Origin of the sequence: Blautia sp. CAG:237 (genome assembly GCF_000436615.1) — a bacterium.
In the GTDB taxonomy this organism is placed as follows: domain Bacteria; phylum Bacillota; class Clostridia; order Lachnospirales; family Lachnospiraceae; genus Blautia_A; species Blautia_A intestinihominis.
Genome location: NZ_FR886727.1, coordinates 1 through 21,440 on the forward strand (window position 1 = coordinate 1; position 21,440 = coordinate 21,440).

Below are 21,440 nucleotides of genomic sequence, written 5' to 3' on the forward strand. Positions count from 1 at the left end.
CTTCAAAATCAAAGATTTAAGTGGTGGGAGCATGTCACCCAAATAAACTGCGGAGCAGTTATTTGGTTATGAGCAGGTAGCAAAGCGGATATTCGCAATCCGCGCCGCTGTTCTTTACGCAAAATAAGTTTCATGGTATCATTACGGTGAAAATGATGATACTGTGGAACTTTTTTTGTATTACGGAGGGTAAAACGATAGATATGATAACATATGAACTGATCCGTTCAGACCGTAAAACCATATCTTTGCAGGTAAAACCAGATGGCAGAGTGATCGTGCGTGCGCCGCAGCGACTGGCGAAATACAGGGTTGTCAGATTTGTAAAAGATCACGAAGACTGGATCCTGAAGCAGCAGAAAAAGCTTGAAGATTACCGGGAGACTCGTCATGTGATCACAGATGAAGAACGAAGAGACGGTGTTCAGAAAGCCCTTAAAATATTCCCGGAAAGAACGGCATATTTTGCGGCACGGATGGGAGTAAACTATGGCAGAATCACGATCCGAGAGCAGAAAACCCGGTGGGGAAGCTGCAGTTCGGCCGGAAATCTGAACTTTAACTGGAGACTGGTCCTGATGCCGCCGGAGATTCTGGACTATGTGGTGGTTCATGAACTGGCACACCGAAAAGAGATGAACCATTCTTCGAAGTTCTGGGCGATTGTGGAGCAGGAAATGCCGGATTATCAGGAGCGGAAGCAGAGACTGAAAGAACTGGGAGGACAGTTCATATAAAATAGTACAGGGAGGAAACGAAACATATGGATTTAATGAAATATTTCAGCTGGTATCTGATAACGATAAATATAGTGGCATTCATGATGTATGGAATTGACAAGGAAAAAGCCAAACGTGGGGCATGGAGAATCCCGGAAAGTACTCTGATCGGGGTTGCGCTTCTGGGTGGAGGTTTTGGTGCGTGGGCAGGAATGAAAACCTTTCATCATAAGACAAGAAAGAAGAAATTTTCTGTAGGAGTACCTCTGATCCTTGTTGTAGAATATGGACTGCTCGCATGGCTTATGGCAGGAGTTAAATGAACAGAAACTGTGGATAGAAACGGAGGAAAAACGATGGCAGGAACGATCATCTGTTATGGAGATTCCAATACATACGGCTATGATCCGTGTACATTGATGGGGGACCAGTATCCAGAACAAAACCGCTGGACAGGTATCCTGGAGAGCGAAACGAAGTGGAAGATCGAGAATCACGGCATCTGTGGAAGGTGTATTCCGCACACAGGAAGCCAGATCCGTTTTGCCTGCGAACAGTTAAAGGACTGGCAGGATAAGGATGCTCCCGTATGGATGTGGATCATGCTTGGAACGAACGATCTTCTGCAGGAACAGCAGTTTACAGCGAAAGATACGGCACAGAGAATGGAGACTTTTCTGAAAAAACTCATGGCAGAACCGGCGGTTTCCAGTGGAAAGATCACACTCTATTTGATTGCACCAGCCCGGATGGAATACGGTGCCTGGGTAGATGAAGAACGGCTGTATCAGGAATCAAGACAACTTGGCGAAGAATACAAAAAAGTCGCAGAACGCCTGGGGATCGGCTTTACGGACGCTGGTAAATGGGACATCCCAGTCGTATACGATGGAGTACATTTTTCAGAAAAAGGACATCATATATTTGCACAGAACATACAGGAGGAAATTACATGGTTAAAGTAGATCTGATCACAGGATTTCTCGGATCAGGAAAGACAACTTTCATAAAAAAATATGCCCGTTATCTGATGGATCAGGGTTACAATATCGGAATTCTGGAGAATGATTTCGGCGCGGTAAATGTAGATATGATGCTGCTTCGGGAGCTGGAAAGCGAACAGTGTGAGCTTGAAATGGTAGCCGGAGGATGCGACAAAGACTGCCACAGAAGACGTTTCAAGACCAAGCTGATCGCGATGGGAATGTGCGGATATGACCGCGTTCTGATCGAGCCGTCAGGGATTTTTGATATGGATGAGTTTTTTGATGCACTGCACGAAGAACCGTTGGATCGCTGGTATCAGATCGGAAATGTGATCGCTGTTGTTGATGTGGGACTGGATAAAAAAATGTCAGAGGAGGCAGATTATATCCTGGCTTCTGAGGTCGCAGATGCAGGCTGTATTGTTCTCAGCAAGACACAGGAGGCTTCTGGAGAAACGATCCAGAACACGATCGATCACCTGAACCGCGCACTGGAAACGGTACACTGCAAGCGAAGACTGAAGGAAGATGAGATCATAAAAAAAGACTGGGAACAGTTTGAAAATGAAGATTTTGAGCGCATCATGAACAGCGGATACATTGCTGAAGATTACGAGAAAATGAACCTGGATGATGACGATGTTTTTCAGTCTAAGTATTTCATGGATCTGGAAATCTCAAAAGAAGATCTGCGCGAAGCAGCGCAGAAAATTATGGAAGATCCTGCCTGTGGCTCTGTTTTTCGTATCAAGGGATTTACACAGGAAACAGATGGATCGTGGACAGAATTGAATGCCACACATCACGAGATCACCCTGCGTCCGATCGAAGCTGGACAGAAAGTTATCATCGTGATCGGGGAACATCTGGAGGAAGAAGAAATCAGAAAATATCTGGAACCAGATAAAAAGTAACTCTTGCGAAGACGAAGGAAGATATTATATATTTGGATATAAAGGGCAAATATATACAGATGGAGGAAGAGAAAAGATGGCAGTTGATACCAGGATTTTATTCACAGACCTGGATGGAACTTTGTTGAATGACAAGAAGGAGATCACCCCGGGAAACAGGGCAGCAGTGGACGAGGCACTGGCAAAAGGACACAAGATCGTTGTGACAACAGGACGTGCTCTTGCCAGCGGACTGCAGATTGCAGAACGCGTCGGACTGACAGGAGAGGGCTGTTATGTAATCGCTTTTAACGGCGGACAGATTTACGATCCTTACCACAGAGAAACAATTCATGGTGTAACTTTTTCACAGGATACAGCAGTTGAGATTTTTGAGAAAGCAGTAGAAAGAAATCTGTATATGCAGGCATATTCAGATGAAGCGATTCTGACGGTAGAGAACAATGAACTGCTTCAGCAATACGCGAAAGTACAGAACTTACCATATAAAATCGTAAAAAACGCAAAGGATGCAATTATTCAGGATCCATATAAACTTCTGGCAATTGACAATGACAGAAGCAAAAGTGAAGCATTCCAGAAAGAAGTTCTTTCTAAATATTCCGATACCGTGAGAAGCTTTTTCTCAAATGCAACTTATCTTGAGATCGTGCCAAAGGCTGTCTCCAAGGGGGAAGCAGTTCGCTGGATGTGCGATCATCTGGGAATCCCGATCGAGAATTCCGTATCTGCAGGAGATGCACAGAATGATATCGAAATGCTTCAGGCAGCCCATGTTGGCGCAGTAATGTGCAACGCATTTCCGGGAATCCAGGAATACGGCGATTATGTGACGGAGCACGACAACAATCACGACGGAGTTGCCGAGATCATCCGTAAATTTATTCTGTAAATAAGATTACCATAAATTCCACAAAGGTCTTCTGAACAGGAATGTTCCGGGGACCTTTTTAATATTTATCGTTACTGTGAACAGGAATTATTTATTCTCTAAAGGGATATATCGGAAATCCGGCAAAAACAAGTGACTTTACAAATGAATGCGAGTATAATAAAATTGTTTAATTACTGTTCACAGGTAATATTCCGCGAGGTGTTTTGCCATAAATATGGCAAAATCCCGAGACATACGGGGCAAAATGCTATCACCGAAGGTGATGTGGAATGCATTTTGACCAAGTTACTGTAAATGGAGTGAACAGTAACTTTATCTATGCCTGAATTGCAGGCATTATGCTTGAGCAAAAGGAGAAATAGATGAGTAATACATTTGATTTTAACTTTTATAAAGGAAAGAAAGTTCTTGTAACCGGACACACTGGTTTCAAGGGCTCCTGGCTCTGCCGTTGGCTTCTGAACCTGGGAGCAGAGGTTACAGGCTATGCGCTGGAATCACCGACAGAACCGGATCTGTTTCATCTTCTGGATATAGAATCCAGGATGCGTTCTGTCACAGGAGATATCCGCGACTTGGAGAAACTGCATCAGGTTTTTGCAGAGGCACAGCCGGAGATCGTACTGCATCTGGCGGCACAGCCGATCGTGAGAGAATCCTACAAAAATCCTGTTTATACGTATGAGACAAATGTCATGGGAACGGTCAACATTCTGGAAGCAGTGAGACAGTGCAGGAGCGTAAAATCTTTCCTGAACGTGACGACAGATAAGGTATACCGAAATAATGAGTGGGAGTGGGGCTACCGCGAAACAGATGAACTGGACGGTTATGATCCGTATTCTAACAGCAAATCCTGCTCCGAATTGGTAACGCACAGCTATGAGAAATCTTTTCTCAATGAGCTCGGGATCGCAGTGTCCACAGCACGTGCCGGCAATGTGATCGGTGGTGGTGATTTTGCGGCAGATCGTATTGTTCCGGACTGCGTAAGAGCAGTTTCAAAGGGACGGAAGATTGCCGTTCGGAATCCACATTCCACCCGCCCATACCAGCATGTACTGGAGCCGCTGGGCGCATACCTGATGCTCGCCGGAAGCCAGTACGAAGATGCATCAAAAGCAGGAGCTTACAATGTAGGACCTGGCGATGACGACTGTATCACAACAGGCGAACTGGCAGATCTTTTCTGCGCATCCTGGGGTGACGAGGCTGCCTGGGAGAATCTCTATCAGGGAGGTCCTCACGAGGCGAACTTCCTGAAACTTGACTGCTCCAAAATCCGCAGTACCTTCGGATGGAAACCGCACTGGCAGGTAAAAGAAGCAATCGCCCATACCGTAGAATGGTATCAGGCATGGCTTGACGGAGCGGATATGGCTGCATTTACAGATCGTCAGATCCAGGAATACCTGAAACAGAATGTATAGAAAAGGAAAAATAAATATATGAAAAAGAATCGGGAAATTGTCTGCGGACTGGCAGCGTGGCTTCTGACAGCATGCTTTTTTCTGGGGTGTTTTCTGATTCCGGGGCTTTCTGACCGGATCAGTGCACTTGGAAATAACAACATTCTTATCTATGGAATGACGCTGGTTTTGTTCTGCATCTTGTTCCTTGGTGTAATGGCACTGACCGGATGTTGGACAGATGGTCCGGGTCTGTTGGAAAGTACTGCATTTAAGAAAGCTTCGCTGGTGATCCTTCTGGCATCACAGTTTCCATTCTGGACCGTATGCGTGTCAAGAGAGACTGAACAGGTAGGAGCAGTTTCTATGAAATATGGTTGGCACACACAGCCGCTTGCAGTGATGATCCTTCTGTTTCTGGCAGAGCTTGCAGTGTTTTTCTGGATGTACGAGAACCTTTCTCTTAAGGAGAAAAAAGGCGAATGGATCGTCTGGCTTACCTATGCGGCATTTGTGGTTCTGATCTTTTACTGCATGTATACGCCGAACATTTACGGAAGAGGCGAACAGGGTGATAATTATCATGCACATGCATATTTTAACTCTGTTTATAATGTATATCAGGGAATGCCGTATACACACAATGTGACAAGTATTTATGGCCATTACGGGCTGTTTTTCAAGATTCCGATGAAACTGGTCCATGGTGATTTCCGTGCATTTGTACTGATGATCGCAGGCATCGGAACACTGGCTTATATCTGTGCATTTCTGGTGCTGCAGATGCTTGTCAGAAGCAGAGTTCTGCGTATCCTTGCGGCACTTGCGTTGACATTTCCGGTGCTTGGAATGCGCGGTGGATACTACTGGCAGGTGTGGCCGCACAGAGTGATCTTTCCTATGCTGTTCCTTCTTTATGGAACAGTGATCCTTAAGAAAAAATGGAGTAATCTCTGGACTGCGGCAGGTGGATATCTGCTCTGTATGCTCGCAATCCTGTGGAATACAGAGACAGGACTTCTTCTCACAGTATCATGGGCAGGACTTTATATTTCAAGACTGCTTTCCAGAAAAAAATGGAAGATCCGGGAACTGTTTTTTTCTGTCGGAGCGCAATGTGCAGGCATGATCTTTGCTTTTGCGGGCGCTTATGGGATCGTAAATCTTTATAATCTTTCCAAACACAGTCCGATGAATTCGGTGAGAGACTTTTTGATTCCGCTGCTTTCTGACGGATACATGACAGATACACTTCATCTCGATCTGCCAACGTATCCAAGTGCATATATGGCAGTGATCACACTGTTTCTGACTGGCGTTGCAATGGGAATCGCAGGCTGGTTTGGAGACAAAGAAAAACGCCGCTGGGAGACAGATCTGGTCTTTCTTCTCAGTGTCGGTGCACTGGGATGCCTTGTTTATTATATGAACCGTCCATCCTACCATAACCTGGACTGTATCAGCCTTTCAGCCGTTCTTCTGGCGGCTTATCTTGCCCAGTACGGAATGGATTTTGTAAGAAAAAATGGCTGGGAAAATATCGCCCGCAGTACTTTTTATGAAGCTATGCGGGGCGGGATCGGACTTATCTGTGCGGCCTCTGTACTGGCAATGGGAACGGGAAATGTACTGCAGTTTTCACAGAACAGTCAGATCAAAGAAAACTTCCACAACACGGCAGAGTTTGAAGATTTTGCACAGCAGGTGGCAGCCGTTGTGCCTGCAAATACGCATGCATTCGGTCTGAATGTGGCAGAAGTCTACAGCATGCTCCACTGGAGCACACAGTGTTTTACCATGGACTTCAGCGACATGGCAGTTCGCCCGGATTCTCTGAAAGAACTGAAAGAACAGCTTGAAACAGAGGATGCACCGGCAGTTTTTACAAATAAATCTTCACTGGGAATCTGGCAGAGAAATGATCTGGAGACATACCAGTGGTTCTGCGATACTTATAAATTAAACAACAGATTTTCCTTTTATAATGAGGAATTCAGATACTTTACAAAACGATGATAAGGGAGAAAATTATGTTTGAAGAAATGACAGAACAGCAGGCGAGAGAAGAGATCCTCAAGCTGACAAAAGAATACTGCGAAAAATACCATAATAACAAAAAACCATACGAAAAGGGCGACCGTATTCCATATGCGTCCCGTGTTTATGATTCAGAAGAAATGGTAAATCTTGTGGACAGTTCTCTGGAATTCTGGCTGACAGCCGGACGTTACACCAGTGAATTTGAACACGAATTTGCGAAATACCTGGGAGTAAGATACTGTTCCCTTGTAAATTCCGGTTCTTCTGCGAACCTGCTCGCATTTATGACACTGACTTCCCCGCTCCTTAAGGAACGTCAGATCCTTCCGGGAGACGAAGTCATCACTGTCGCAGCAGGATTCCCGACAACAGTAGCACCGATCATCCAGTACGGAGCTGTTCCTGTTTTTGTTGATGTGGCGATCCCGCAGTACAACATCGATCCGCAGCTTCTGGAGGGTGCATATTCTTCAAAGACCAAGGCAGTCATGCTTGCACATACTCTTGGAAATCCATTTGACCTTAAGGCAGTCAAAGACTTCTGCGACCGTCACAACCTCTGGCTGATCGAGGATAACTGTGACGCACTGGGTTCTGTTTATACCATCGACGGAGAGGAGAAACTGACCGGAACGATCGGTGATATCGGAACTTCCAGTTTCTATCCGCCGCATCATATGACGATGGGCGAGGGCGGTGCTGTCTATACCAATAATTCTCTTCTGAATAAGATCGCAAGATCCTTAAGAGACTGGGGAAGAGACTGCATCTGTGCACCGGGACAGGACAATCTATGTGGACATCGTTTTGACCGTCAGTATGGAGAACTTCCGGTAGGATATGATCACAAATATGTATATTCTCATTTCGGATACAACCTTAAGGCGACCGATATGCAGGCTGCTGTAGGCTGCGCGCAGCTTAAGAAATTCCCGTCTTTCGTAGAACGAAGAATCCATAACTTCAACTACCTGAAAGAAGCACTCAAAGGAACCGAGGATAAACTGATTCTTCCGACAGCGTGTGAAAACTCCAGACCGAGCTGGTTTGGTTTCCTCATCACCTGCAAAGAAGGCGTGGACAGAAATAAACTGGTTCAGGAGATTGAATCCAAAGGTGTTCAGACGCGTATGCTGTTTGCCGGAAACCTGACAAAACATCCGTGCTTTGACCAGATGCGTGCTACTGGTAAGGGATATCGTATTGCCGGAAGCCTTGAAAATACAGACCGCATCATGAAAGATACTTTCTGGATCGGTGTTTATCCGGGAATGACAGATGAGATGCTTTCTGCAATGGCAGATGCGATCAAAGAAGCTCTGAACTGAGGAGAATAAAATATGATTTTAGATGAAAGACTTCGCTGGATGGGCTTCTGGATGCTGGATAAGACAAAGGGTGGCAAGATCCGGGAATATTATGACCAGATCCGTTACGCCTGGAAGGAAGGCAGTTCTGTTGAAGAAACAGAAAAAAAGATTCAGGATCTGATCGCCCATGCAGTAAAAACAACAGATTTTTACAAAGATTATCCGGAAGATATTTCACTGAAGGACCTTCCGGTGGTAAACAAAGATACGTTCCGTCAGCAGTATGACCGTTTCATATCTTCCACATACAAGGATGCACCGGATAACCGTGTGATGTGCACCAGTGGTTCCACGGGAACTCCGCTCCGCATGATCCAGAACAGAGATAAGATCCGCCATAACACAGCAGGCGGCATTTTCCTGGGAGCTGCGGCGGGCTATTACATCGGAATGAAGGAAGCCTTTATCCGCGTCTGGGTAAATAATGTCAAAAAGAGTAAATTTCAGCTTATCCAGGAAAATATGATCATGATGGACAGCTCCCGCATGGATGAGCAGGCGCTGGCAGAGATGTTCCATACGATCGAGAAGAAAAAAGTAAAATGCCTGGTCGGTTATTCTTCTGCGCTGGGAGAACTGAGCGACTATATCCGTAAATCCGGCAAAGACTGCAGCAATTGCAGCGTCCGGGCGATCATCCCGATCTCTGAGACAATGCCGGAACCGGTCCGCAGAACTCTGGAAAAACAGTTCGGCTGCCCGGTAAGAGCCTGGTATTCCAACGAAGAAAACGGAATCATGGGACTTCAGAATGAGAAAGATGAGGGATACCGTATTGATACAGAAACCTATTATTACGAGATCCTCAAGATGGATTCTGATGAGCCTGCGGAACCGGGAGAGCTGGGACGTATCGTGATCACGGATCTTTTTAATTATGCATTTCCGATCCTCCGTTATGACAATGGAGATACTGCGGTGGCAGTCCGCAAGGAAAAGAATGGTCGCTTCAAGCTTTATCTGTCCGAGCTTTACGGACGCAGAAGTGATCTGATCTACGACTGCAAAGGCAATGCCGTGACACCTTACATCATCACAAACAATCTCTGGGATATCGAAGGCGTGAAGCAGTATCGTTTCATCCAGGAAGATGTGAAGGATTATACGATCTGGTTGAACGGAGATCCGGCAAAGATGGATCAGGAAGAGATCCTTGGCAGGATCCGCCCATACCTTGGCGATGAAGCAAGGATCAAAGTAGAGATCGTAGATGAGATTCCGGTGCTCGCCTCCGGAAAGCGTAAATACATAGAAAACCGTTGTGAGAAATATCAGGATCACAAGGGAATCTGTGGCTGACAGAGGGGCAGGAATAAGATTGGAAAAAAAGGAACAGAAAAAAAGTATTGCAGTAAACACCCTGTACACCATGGGTGGACTGATCTTTATGAATGCGGTGCTGCAGATCGTGATCACACCGCTCTTGAACAGAGTGATGGGCGCGGAACAGCTCGGCGGACTTCTTTATATCACAGGTCTTATCGCGATCGTGTGTCCGTCTGTCGGTCAGGCACTGAACACCAGCCGCCTTGTAGTACGCAGGAATTATGCGGTAACGAACGGCGATTATGACTGGATCCTTCTTGTGTTCGGCGCGATCGGCAGCGGCGTGGCACTCTGGATGTCGAGGAACAGTCTGGAAAGCATTCCTATGGCAATCGGTGCTTTTCTGCTGTTTATGTTTACTGTATTCCGGTATTATGGAGATGTGGAATATCGTCTTAACCTGAATTATAAGAGATATTTTATTTATTATCTGCTGATCGGGCTCGGATATCTTGCGGGTTTTGGCGTTTATTACGTGACTGGTCAGTGGGTATGGATCTATCTGATCGGAGAGGGCGCGGCTCTTCTGTTTGTAGGACTGACGGGAAGTGTTTTTCATCAGTTCTTTCAGAGAAGCCAGTATTTTTCGACAGCACTGGGAAGAGGTTTTTTCCTTACAATGTCTTATCTGATCACAAATACGACCATGAATATGGACCGCCTTGTGATCAAACAGGTGCTTGGAAATGAGCAGGTCACCTGGTATTATGTTGTGTCTCTGATCGGAAAGACGTTGGTGCTTCTGATCGCACCGATCAATACGATCGTGATCTCCTATCTGACGAAACGCAAAGAACTGCTGACACGTTCACAGTTTGGAAAGGCAGTCCTTGCGGGCGGCGGGGTGAGTCTTGTGTTCTTTCTTGCATGTCAGGTGGGAACGCCGCTGTTTGTATGGCTTTTCTACAGAAACCTCTATGATTCTGTCAAAGGGCTTGTCACAGTGGTAAATCTCGTGCAGATCCTTGGGCTATTTTCCGCATTTCTGTTTATTCTGGTACTTACATTTACAGATGAAAAATGGCAGCTGTGGATCCAGCTTGCACATTTTGCGGTTCTGCTGGTGACTTCTGTGCTGGCAGCAAGAGCATATGGTATGATTGGTTTTGCCTGGGCGTCCCTTGGGGCGAACAGCCTCAGAGTGGCAGCAGTCATCATTCTGGGACTGGTAAAGGCAGGAAAAGATAAAGGAGGCAGCAATGCAGACAGGTGAAGTTCTGAGAAGAGTGGTATTTGATCTTCTCGACGCTGCAAAAGGCGGCAGGCTCAAAAAATTAAAAGAAGTAAACAAACGAGAGATCGTTGAGGGTGTGACAGAGGAATATATGGATCGCAGGATCCATGTTCTTCTGGATTATGTCAAAGAACACTCTCCTTATTATAAAGATCATCCGGAATGGACAGAACTTAAGGATTTTCCGGTAATGACCAAAGGTGATTTTATAGAAAATTATGACCAGGTCCTTGTGGACAACAGCGAGGAACAGGGAAAGCTGTACCGTCTGAGTACAAGTGGTTCTACAGGAACACCGTTTACGGTACTCTGCGATGGCGACAAGATGAGCCGTGTAAATATGAACTTTATCTCCTGTATGGAACTGAACGGTTTCCGTATGGGAATGAAGCGCGGCGAGTTCCGTGCGTGGATAAAGGGAAAAAATACGATCAGTAAGTGGAAATCTTTCAAAAATAATCTGATCATGGTGGATATCTCCAACATGGGAGACGATTCTCTGGAAAAAATCTGCCAGGATATCGAGAAAAAGAAGATCCAGGTACTGGTCACATATTCCAGTGCACTGACAGCACTGACACAGTATCTCAGAAAAACGCACAGAGACATCAGTAAATGGGATGTGGAGCTGGTTTTCTCTATGGGAGAGGCGCTTCCACAGGAAACTTATGACCTGACAAAAGAGCTGTTTGGATTTTCTCCGGTGCGTTCTTATGGAAATAATGAGAATGGTTTTATTGCGATCCAGCTGGATGAGGATCCGGAATATACCATTGATCTTTACAATTTTTATCCGGAGATCCTGAAACTGGATTCTGATGAACCGGCAGAAGAAGGGGAACTTGGAAGAATCGTTGTCACAGACTATTATAACAAGACTTTCCCGATGGTCCGCTATGATACCGGTGATACGGGAATCATGAGAATGTATAAGGATCCTAAGGGCAGGGTGCATGGTAAATATGTAGAGATCTACGGCAGAAGAGGTTCTCTGATGTACAACACCAAGGGCGAACCGCTTTCTATCCATGTATTTATGAATACACTTCTGAAATTTGAGGGTATTGTTTACCAGGCAAAATGCATCCAGTGGGGCGAGAAGGATTATGAGCTTCTTGTGAATGCGGATCAGGAAAAACTTGATATCGATGAAGTTCTGGCAGCATACCGCCATTATCTCGGGGAAGATGCAGAGATCAAAGTTACTTATGTCGATGAGATCCCGATCCAGGCATCCGGTAAATTTATGGTATGTGAAAACAAATGGGATGGAAGGAAGTAGGCAGAATGAAGCAGAAAGTATCTGATTATATAGCTGATCGTATTGCACAGTGGGGCATCCGGGATGTGTTTACCGTGACTGGCGGCGGTGCGATGCATATGAACGATTCTTTTGGACATCATCCGAAGTTGCACTGCACTTATCAGCATCATGAGCAGGCGTGTGCGATGGCAGCAGAAGCGTATGCGAGGATGGATAACCGTATGGCAGCTGTCTGCGTGACGACAGGACCTGGCGCGACAAATGCGATCACAGGTGTCTTGGGCGCCTGGATGGACTCTATTCCGATGCTTGTTTTTTCCGGGCAGGCGAGATATGCCACGACAGTTCCGGCGAGCGGACTTCCGCTTCGCAGCATGGGCGTTCAGGAGTGTAATATTGTTCCTGTAGTCGCTTCTATCACCAAATATGCACATATGGTCATTCATCCGGAAGACATCCGTTATCATCTGGAAAAAGCACTCTACATGGCAGCAACAGGAAGACCAGGACCAGTCTGGCTGGATCTTCCACTGGATGTGCAGGGCGCGATCATAGAGACAGAGAGTCTCCGAGCTTATGATCCTGCAGAAAATCCGGAACAGAGACCACAGGAGATCCTGCAGGAAACAATAGAGAAGATCCTTGATAAAATAGAGGAAAGCCACCGCCCGGTATTATCACCGGGAAATGGTGTACGTCTTGCAGGCGCGATCGAGGAGTTCCATGAACTGGTCGATGTACTTGGTGTGCCGGTCGTGACCGGAATGAGCAGTGTGGATGCGCTGGAATCCGATCATCCGTACTTCGTGGGAAGAAGCGGCGGAACAGGAACGCGCCCGGGAAATTTTGCCCTGCAGAACAGTGATGTGCTGCTTTCCATTGGAAACCGTCAGGGATTTGCACAGACTGGTTTCCAGTATCAGGACTGGGCGAGAGAAAGCTATACGATCCTCAATGATATTGATGAAAATGAATTAAAGAAACCGAACCTTCATGTCAGCCTTCCGGTTGTCGGAGATGCAGGTGAACTGATCCGCGGACTTCTCGCTGAGGCGAAGAAGCGCGGTGCAGATAAAGAATACCCGTTGTTTAAGGGAGAAGACTGGAGAAAACAGTGTCTCCTCTGGAAAAAAAAGTATCCGGTTGTGACTGAGAAGCATTATGAAACACTGGAAGAAGGATGCACAAATATCTATGCTTTTTACGGAGAGCTCTCCAAAGCCATGAAGGAAAACGAAACTCTCATGGTCAGCGTGGGAACTTCCCGAGTGGCAGGAAGTCAGGCGTTCCAGGTCAAAAAAGGACAGCGCTTTATCACAAATCCAAACACAGCTTCGATGGGATTCTGCCTTCCGGCGGCAACAGGAATTGCAGTCGCACAGCCAGGCAAAGCTGTTGTCTGTGTGACAGGTGAGGGCAGTCTGCAGATGAATATTCAGGAGATGCAGACGATCCTTCAGAACCGTTTGCCGGTGAAACTGTTTGTGATCAACAACCAGGGTTATCATTCCATCCGTCAGACACAGCAGAGCTATTTCAAGCCGCCGCTGGTCGGTGTGGGTGAGGAGAGCGGAGACTTGAGTTTTCCGGATCTTTCCAGGATCATGCCTGCTTATGGATTTCCGTATAGAGCAGTTTATGCATCCGAAGATCTTGAAGCAGCGATCAGTGAGGCATTGGATGCAGAGGGAGCTTTTGTCTGCGAGGTTTTTGTGACGAAATATCAGAAGACGGAACCAAAGACTTCTGCGAAGAAACTTCCGGATGGAAGTATGGTGTCCGCGCCGCTTGAAGATATGTATCCGTTCCTTGACAGGGAAGAGCTGGAATCCAACATGTTCATTCCTCTTCCGGAAAAGATGAGACAGTAAGGATATCCGGCGGTATATGGAGAAAATTATGAAAAAAATCATTGTGACAGGAGCCACCAGCATGATCGGTACGGCTCTGATCGAAGAATGTGTAAAACAGAACGTAGAGGTCTATGCAGTCATAAGGTCTTCTTCCGGGAAGCAGAGCCGTCTGCCGGACAGCAGTCTGATACATCTGATAGACTGTAGTTTGGAAACTCTGGATCACCTTCCAGAGCTGATCCCGGCGGGCTGCGATACCTTTTACCATATTGCCTGGGGAAATACGGGTGAGAATCGAAACAGAAGTACAGAACTGCAGAGCAGAAATATCAGCTATACATTGGATGCGGTGAGAGCGGCAAATGCACTTGGCTGTAAACGTTTTATTGGGGCTGGTTCTCAGGCGGAATATGGACCAATGAACATTGACAAGATTTCACCGGACAGTCCGACAAATCCTTCGACACCTTATGGAGCGAGCAAGTTGGCATCCGGTCATCTGGCGGGGATGCTCTGCCAGGAGCTTGGCATGGAATGTATCTGGCCGAGGATTTTCAGTGTTTACGGAATTTATGAGAAAGAAACAACGATGATCGCTTCCGGGCTCCGCAAGATGCTTCGAGGCGAACCGACAGAGTTCACTCCGGCAATGCAGCGCTGGGACTATCTTTACAGCAAAGATGCGGGACGAGCTTATTATCTGATCGGTGAGAAAGGCAGAGACGGTGCTGTATATTGTATCGGAAGCGGCGAAGCTCATCCACTCAAAGAATATATCCTCAAAATGGCAGAACTCACCGGGGCAGAGAAAACAGGAATCGGTGCAAGACCATATCCACAGGGAGCGGTTATGAATCTCTGTGCGGATACGGAATCTCTGCAGCGTGACACCGGGTTTGTGCCGGAATATACATTTGAAGAGGGAATCAGAGAAACAATCGCCTGGATCAGAAGCCAGGAAACAGGAGTATAGGTAAGAATGAAGAAAAAAATTTCGGTGGTAATTCCCACCTATAATGAAGAGGCGAATGTAGTGCCTCTTGCAAAAGCGGTGTCGGAAGTCATGGAACGCGATCTCAGTGAATACGATTATGAGATCCTGTTTATCGACAACCATTCCAAGGATAACACCCAGGCACTGCTTCGTGGACTGTGTGCCAATAATAAAAAGATCAAAGCAATCTTCAACGCCAAGAATTTCGGACAGGCACGTTCTCCGGTCTATGGAATGAAACAGGCGTATGGAGACTGTGTTGTGCGTATGTGTGCAGATTTCCAGGATCCGGTAGATATGATCCCGAAATTTGTGCGTGAATGGGAACAGGGAACAAAGATCGTCATCGGTGTCAAAAGTGCCAGCAAGGAGCGCAAGGGCATGTACTGGATCCGTTCCTGCTATTACAAGGTGATCAACAAGATCACGGATATCGATCATATCGAGCAGTTTACCGGTTTCGGACTTTACGATAAAAAGTTTGTAGATGTGGTTCGTGACCTTCATGATCCACTGCCATATTTACGTGGGATCATTGCGGAGCTTGGCTTTGATTATAAGGCGATCGAGTATACACAGCCGAAACGCCGTGCCGGAAAGAGTAAAAATAATTTTTACAGTCTGTACGATTATGCGATGATCGGAATTACTTCTTATTCCAAAGTTGTTATGCGACTGGCGACATTTGCAGGATTTATCATCGGCGGTTTAAGCCTGGTTGCAGCACTTGTCTATCTGGTGTTGAAACTGATGTACTGGGATCGTTTTTCTGCCGGTGTTGCTCCTATGGTCATCGGTATGTTCTTTCTTGGAGCACTGCAGCTGTTCTTTATTGGATTCCTTGGTGAGTATGTACTGAGTATCAACAGCCGTGTGCTTGACCGACCGCTTGTCGTGGAAGAAGAACGCCTGAATTTTGACGAAGATGAAGAGGATGAGGTAGAGGAGCGCAAAAAGGTATGAAAGAAAAAGCAGCAAAAAAACAGAGTTTTCTGAACCGCAAAAGAGCAGAGTGGAAAGAAATGAAGCTCTGGAACGGCAATGAACTGTGCAAAGTGGACTGGATCGTGTCTATCCTGATCCTGACAGTGCTCTTTTTTACCTGTGTGCATTCAGATGTGAAGCTTACAGGAAACAGATCTTTCCTGATGTATAAACATTTTTCTGATTTTTATCAGGCAAGTTATGAGCAGTCCGGCGGCTACTGGGCAAATTATCTGCCGAGTACGTTTATCGCCTATGCAATCTGGAACCTGCCGCTTTATCTGACAGGGCATGCGCCGGAGGCGATTCTGACAAATAGTTTTGTCAATCTGATGTGGTACAAACTTCTGCCGGTGATCGTCTATTTTATCACCGCACAGCTTATTTATCATATCGGTAAAGAAATGGGATTCGGGGAGAAAAAATCTCTCCTCTGTAAATTTGCATTTCTGGTATTTCCGATGGGGGTGTTCAGCCAGTTTATCTTCAGCCAGTATGATATTTTTACTGTATTTTTTATGGTGCTGGGGCTGTACTTTTTCCTGAAGAACAGGATGTGGCAGTTTGCGCTGGCATTTGGAATGGCTTGTACTTTCAAATATCATGCAGCATTGTATTTCCTTACATTACTTTTATTAAAGGAGAAAAAGATCCGAAATCTGATCCGTTATGCGGTCATCATGGCGATTCCGCTTATGGTGGAGATCCTGCCGAACATCGGATCAGAAGCATTCCGAAGAAATGTGTTTGGCTTCAGTGCCCTTGAATATGTCAAAAAGCCGTTTACAGTGGGATTTTTCAGTGGGATCAATCTGATGGCAGCAGTTGCCGCCTTTGTACTGGTCTGGGCTTATCAGAAAAAAGTGGAGGAAGAAGAAACTCTGGCTTCCTGGGCAGTCTTTTTCTGTGTGGCAGTGAGCTTTTCTGTGTTTGGATTTTCGACATGGAATCCGCAGTGGGTGCTTTTGATGGCTCCGTTCCTCGTACTGAATATCTTTATGAATGAGAATGGAAATCTGCTTCTGATGATCACAAACATCTTTATGCTGGCGATGTATATTTTCTGCAGCCAGAGTATGGTAGATGAGAGAGTTCTGAATGGCGGAATCCTGAAATATATTCTTAAGGACAGGAACTTTGCCGTGCGTATGTGGGATGTTTACAGATTTCATGACCAGGAACTTCTCTGTACAGCGATGTGGATCGTGCTTTTGCTTTATGTTGTCTTTGGACATCCGCGTTATCATAAGAAGAAAGGCAGTATCATTTCCAGAGGTCTGGTATGGCAGATCCGCGCGGCGTTTCTCTTTGGCGTAGCGGCGTTTGTGCTTCCGATGTCTGTCTGTGCGATGGGCGTTCTGCAGGGCAAAACAGTCTTCTTTGACAACAGCCGCCAGAATATGGAGATGGAAAACGTCGTGATGCTGGAGCGGGATCATCCGATCATTCAGGAGTTCACCGTTTCCGGAAATAAAATCTCTGACATCAAGATCCGTGTATATACAGAGACAGACCTTGACCTTTACAGCCTCAAAGTCGTGCTCCGTGACAAAGAGTCCGGGGAAGTGGTCTATGAGAGTGAAGGGGATACTTACGGTCTCAAAGAAAACACTGCGCTGTATTCTTTCCTGAAACATTCTGTAGATGTGGAAAGTGGAAGAACTTATCAGCTTGAGATCACCAGCGATGCACCACAGAACAGCGGAATTGGTCTGTATTGTGTAGAGGCAGGCAAGGCTTTGGCACAGCTTGTGGAACCACGGAGTGAGGAACATGAAGAAAAACGCAGTCTTCAAATGTGTATCACAGGTGTGGAATAGAAAATACCGAAAAAATTTATCAGATTTTTTATAAAAATTTTGTAAAGTTGTGTTAAAATTCGAATGAATGTGTTATAATGGTCACATAGACAACCAGAAGGTTGAATATATATCATCCAAAATAAACAGCAAAGGGGATGGGACTATGAAATTTATTATTAGTGGAAAGAACATCACAGTATCCCAAGGACTCAGAACAGCCGTTGAGGACAAGCTCGGCAAACTGGAGCGTTATTTTACTCCTGACACAGAAGTTATCGTAACTTTAAGTGTTGAGAAAGAAAGACAGAAAATCGAGGTTACAATCCCGGTAAAAGGAAATATTATCAGATCCGAACAGGTAAGCAACGATATGTACGTATCCATTGACCTGGTAGAAGAAGTTATCGAGCGTCAGCTTCGTAAATACAAAAATAAAATCGTAGACAAACAGCAGGCTGCAGCAAACTTCCAGAAGGAATACATTGACAAGGATTACGAGGAAGAGGATGAGGTTAAGATCATCCGTACCAAGAAATTCGGCATCAAACCAATGTATCCGGAGGATGCATGTGTACAGATGGAACTTCTGGGACACAACTTCTTTGTATTCTACAATGCAGAGACAGATCAGGTGAATGTGGTTTACAAACGTAAAGGCAATACTTACGGTTTGATCGAGCCTGAGTTTTAAGTTTGATCGAGGTTAGTGCACTTCGTAAACATTAAGTAAACGTAGTCCCATCTCTCTTATGAGGGATGGGACTTATTGGTGAAAAAGGGAAAGGAATCATGAATAACAAGAAAAACCTGAAAATGAAACCCGTAGGCAGCGAATATATGGAACAGTACAATGCCCTTCTCCGCTATGTGTTCCAGGTTACGGAACAGGAGCTGAGTTCCATCGGATGGCAGGAACGTGAGATCATCCGCGCCAAATTTCCAACCATGGAAAAGGCAGATGTGATCGGATGGTTTGATGACGATAATCTTGTTTCACAGGTGGCAGTTTATCCTATGCAGACACGTATCTTTGGCAGGACTTACGCCATGGGCGGTCTGACCGGAGTAGGAACTTATCCGGAATACTCCAACATGGGACTGATGCACAAACTTCTTGAGCAGGCACTCAAGAACATGAAGGAGCGAGGACAGGACATCTGTTATCTGTATCCATATTCCATTCCATATTACCGCCGCAAGGGATGGGAGATCATCTCAGACAAAATCTCCTACGAGATCAAAGACTATCAGCTTCCGAAGAACCATCAGGTCCCGGGTGATGTACGCCGTGTCGATACCGAGGGCGAAGAACTGAAGGAAGCCTATAACCGTTATGCCATGCGGACACATGGAGCAATCCTCCGTGATGATCTGGCGTGGAATGAATATTGGCTGTGGGACTCCGACGATATCATGGCGGCCGTTTATTATAATGAGAACAATGAACCGGACGGATATGTGATCTACTGGATCGCGAAGGAAGTTTTTCATATTAAAGACATGATCTTTAATAATGAAGAGGCAAGAACCGGATTATGGAACTTCGTGGCGGCACATTTTTCCATGATTAATCAGGTGGAGGGCGATACTTACACGGATGAACCTCTGGCATTTCTTCTGGAAGATGCAAGCATCAGGGAAGTGATTTCGCCATACTATATGGGAAGAATCGTGGATTTTGTGTCCTTCATCGAGAAGTATCCGTTCAAGCCAAGCGTCCTCGACCGTGAATGGAAATTTAAACTGATCGACCCGGTCATGGAGTGCAACCAGGGAAATTTCTGTCTGACCATCTCCAGAGAAGGCAAAGGCCAGGCAGTCCGCACTATGGAACCCTGCCAGGACGAGATCAGCATTCAAACCATGACTACCATGCTGATGGGCTACAAACGCCCCGAATACCTCGCAAGGATCGGCAGGATCAAAGTCGCCGAGTGGACCATCGACATGCTCGAAGACGCGATTGAGCAGCAGACACCGTACATATCGGATTACTTTTAAGAATATGAAAGAAAATAATTATATTTCTGTTTTGGACGGGCTTTTGAGAGCGAAAATATATCTGTGGATGATTGGTGTTCTTTTCTATGTAAAGTCAATTTATGTAGTGGAGTTTTTTCTGCTGGCTGGAATATTCTTGATGGGAGTCAGCATATTGTGCTCTTCTGCCATAAACAGAAAAAACTGGATAACTTCCTGGATGATCAGTTTTTGTGCCTGCTTTATTTATCTTATCTGCTATATCCTGGCAGGTTATGCAGGTTTGGTCATACCGATGGGAGAAATATTGGAAGCAGATCCAAATCCGGCAAATGGAATTCTTTTGATGTTATATACTGCGGTGTTTTGGGGAGTGGCAGTAGTGACTCGCGTCATATCAGGTATTTTTTATTCAGTTCTGAATAGATTTGGTTCTTCCAAATGAACACATACTTATGAGAAAAAAGAAGGTACTGTAAAGTCATCAAATATGATGATTCTGCAGTACCTTCTTTTATACAAAATTGTGAATTTGTTTAATTATAAAGGCTTTAAGGTACTGTTCAGAGGCAATGGTGTGGTCGCTTTCCTGGTGTGTCCTCCACCTGACCGCGCAAAGTAAGTGATTGTGTGCGAGGGAAAGCTGGCTGGATGATTAGGCAGGAAGCAAGCGAGTTGAAGGTTCATGGAAATCGGGAGGCAGAATGACCTTACGGAAAGTAAATCGCCTAAAGACCCACAAAATTTAGAGGTCTGAATGACTTGACAGGAAGTAAGTTATTTAAAGGTCTACAGAAATTGGAGAGGGAAATGACTGGGAGATGAGTAAGTTATAAGGAAGTCAACAGAAGTTAGGAGTTTTGGATGACTACGGTAAAAGAAAGTAGCAACAGAGTACATAAATTCAAAAAAATGGATGGTTTGAATTGTACTTGTCTACAGGCAAGTCAATAAATAAATGGATGGTTAGAATTGTACTTGCCTACAAGCAAGTCAATAAATTATCTCCAGGAGGATGCTCCAGAGGACACTTATTTACATGAAGGTCTTTCTACCTGAAATACCAGTGAACAGTAACAACTAATTAGAAACTCCATCAGATAAAAAAGGGAGAAAACATGTTGACAGAACAGGAAAAATTCATGAAAGAAGCGATCCGTCAGGCAAAAAAAGCCCGGGCACTGGAAGAAGTTCCGATCGGCTGTGTGATCGTATACGAAGGCAAGATCATCGCAAGAGGATATAACCGCAGAAATACAGACAAGAACACCCTGTCCCACGCAGAACTGAACGCGATCCGCAAAGCAAGCAAAAAACTTGGCGACTGGCGGCTGGAAGGCTGCACGATGTACGTGACACTCGAACCATGCCAGATGTGTGCCGGCGCACTCGTCCAGTCACGGATCGATGAGGTGGTGATCGGAAGCATGAATCCCAAAGCAGGATGTGCGGGCTCAGTCCTGAACCTTCTTGAAGTAGAAGGCTTCAATCATCAGGTAAAAACCACCAGAGGCGTCCTCCAGGAAGAATGCTCCACAATGCTGTCCGACTTCTTCCGCGAACTCCGCGAAAAGAAAAAACAACGCAAAATGCTCGCAAAGCAGGAAGCACAGCAAATGCAGGAGCAGAAAACAGAGGAACAGTAAATCTTGTTTTTTGCAGAAATCGTG

At 45.6% G+C, this 21,440-nt stretch carries 19 protein-coding genes; all 19 read left to right on the plus strand.

The window, feature by feature from the left end; genetic code table 11:
• Positions 1-203: 203 nt before the first annotated feature.
• Positions 204-737, plus strand: coding sequence for a M48 family metallopeptidase (locus QZL69_RS06520; protein ID WP_022214419.1), 534 nt, complete (start codon positions 204-206; stop codon positions 735-737).
• Between the two features lie 26 nt (positions 738-763).
• Positions 764-1,042: a DUF1294 domain-containing protein gene (locus QZL69_RS06525; RefSeq protein WP_022214420.1), complete on the plus strand. Its 279-nt coding sequence runs from the start codon at positions 764-766 to the stop codon at positions 1,040-1,042.
• Positions 1,043-1,075: 33 nt separating this feature from the next.
• Complete coding sequence (locus tag QZL69_RS06530) at positions 1,076-1,684, plus strand: GDSL-type esterase/lipase family protein (RefSeq protein ID WP_022214421.1); 609 nt, start codon at positions 1,076-1,078, stop codon at positions 1,682-1,684.
• Positions 1,672-2,619, plus strand: coding sequence for a GTP-binding protein (locus QZL69_RS06535; protein WP_022214422.1), 948 nt, complete (start codon positions 1,672-1,674; stop codon positions 2,617-2,619). Before QZL69_RS06530 ends, QZL69_RS06535 begins: the two co-directional genes overlap by 13 nt.
• Before the next feature lie 76 nt (positions 2,620-2,695).
• Positions 2,696-3,511 carry a Cof-type HAD-IIB family hydrolase gene (locus tag QZL69_RS06540; protein WP_022214423.1) on the plus strand — a complete coding sequence of 272 codons (816 nt, stop codon included), beginning with the start codon at positions 2,696-2,698 and terminating at the stop codon, positions 3,509-3,511.
• A 365-nt stretch (positions 3,512-3,876) separates the two neighbouring features.
• A complete protein-coding gene (rfbG, locus tag QZL69_RS06545; protein ID WP_022214424.1) occupies positions 3,877-4,944 on the plus strand; it encodes a CDP-glucose 4,6-dehydratase in 1,068 nt (355 codons plus the stop codon).
• Positions 4,945-4,962: 18 nt separating this feature from the next.
• The gene (locus tag QZL69_RS06550) at positions 4,963-6,939 is read left to right on the plus strand and encodes a hypothetical protein (RefSeq protein ID WP_022214425.1); all 1,977 of its coding nucleotides are present in this window, start codon (positions 4,963-4,965) and stop codon (positions 6,937-6,939) included.
• Between the two features lie 14 nt (positions 6,940-6,953).
• Complete coding sequence (gene rfbH / locus QZL69_RS06555) at positions 6,954-8,291, plus strand: lipopolysaccharide biosynthesis protein RfbH (RefSeq protein ID WP_022214426.1); 1,338 nt, start codon at positions 6,954-6,956, stop codon at positions 8,289-8,291.
• 12 nt (positions 8,292-8,303) lie between these two features.
• Entirely contained in the window at positions 8,304-9,632 is a 1,329-nt protein-coding gene (locus tag QZL69_RS06560; RefSeq protein ID WP_022214427.1) for a phenylacetate--CoA ligase family protein, read from the plus strand.
• A 19-nt stretch (positions 9,633-9,651) separates the two neighbouring features.
• Entirely contained in the window at positions 9,652-10,872 is a 1,221-nt protein-coding gene (locus QZL69_RS06565; protein ID WP_022214428.1) for a lipopolysaccharide biosynthesis protein, read from the plus strand.
• Entirely contained in the window at positions 10,859-12,175 is a 1,317-nt protein-coding gene (locus QZL69_RS06570; protein WP_022214429.1) for a phenylacetate--CoA ligase family protein, read from the plus strand. The genes QZL69_RS06565 and QZL69_RS06570 overlap by 14 nt, the downstream gene beginning before the upstream one ends.
• Before the next feature lie 5 nt (positions 12,176-12,180).
• The gene (locus QZL69_RS06575; RefSeq protein ID WP_022214430.1) at positions 12,181-14,028 is read left to right on the plus strand and encodes a thiamine pyrophosphate-binding protein; all 1,848 of its coding nucleotides are present in this window, start codon (positions 12,181-12,183) and stop codon (positions 14,026-14,028) included.
• Between the two features lie 28 nt (positions 14,029-14,056).
• The gene (locus QZL69_RS06580) at positions 14,057-14,983 is read left to right on the plus strand and encodes an NAD-dependent epimerase/dehydratase family protein (protein WP_022214431.1); all 927 of its coding nucleotides are present in this window, start codon (positions 14,057-14,059) and stop codon (positions 14,981-14,983) included.
• A gap of 6 nt (positions 14,984-14,989) precedes the next feature.
• Positions 14,990-15,967: a glycosyltransferase family 2 protein gene (locus QZL69_RS06585; RefSeq protein WP_022214432.1), complete on the plus strand. Its 978-nt coding sequence runs from the start codon at positions 14,990-14,992 to the stop codon at positions 15,965-15,967.
• Positions 15,964-17,808, plus strand: a complete 1,845-nt coding sequence (locus QZL69_RS06590; RefSeq protein WP_022214433.1) for a glycosyltransferase 87 family protein — start codon at positions 15,964-15,966, stop codon at positions 17,806-17,808. Before QZL69_RS06585 ends, QZL69_RS06590 begins: the two co-directional genes overlap by 4 nt.
• 145 nt (positions 17,809-17,953) lie before the next feature.
• The gene (hpf, locus tag QZL69_RS06595) at positions 17,954-18,481 is read left to right on the plus strand and encodes a ribosome hibernation-promoting factor, HPF/YfiA family (RefSeq protein WP_022214434.1); all 528 of its coding nucleotides are present in this window, start codon (positions 17,954-17,956) and stop codon (positions 18,479-18,481) included.
• Positions 18,482-18,579: 98 nt separating this feature from the next.
• Entirely contained in the window at positions 18,580-19,791 is a 1,212-nt protein-coding gene (locus tag QZL69_RS06600) for a GNAT family N-acetyltransferase (protein WP_291518733.1), read from the plus strand.
• Positions 19,792-19,795: 4 nt separating this feature from the next.
• On the plus strand, positions 19,796-20,215 hold the full coding sequence (locus QZL69_RS06605; protein WP_173907261.1) for a hypothetical protein: 420 nt from the start codon (positions 19,796-19,798) through the stop codon (positions 20,213-20,215).
• A gap of 676 nt (positions 20,216-20,891) precedes the next feature.
• On the plus strand, positions 20,892-21,416 hold the full coding sequence (gene tadA, locus QZL69_RS06610) for a tRNA adenosine(34) deaminase TadA (RefSeq protein ID WP_118252133.1): 525 nt from the start codon (positions 20,892-20,894) through the stop codon (positions 21,414-21,416).
• Positions 21,417-21,440: the final 24 nt, after the last annotated feature.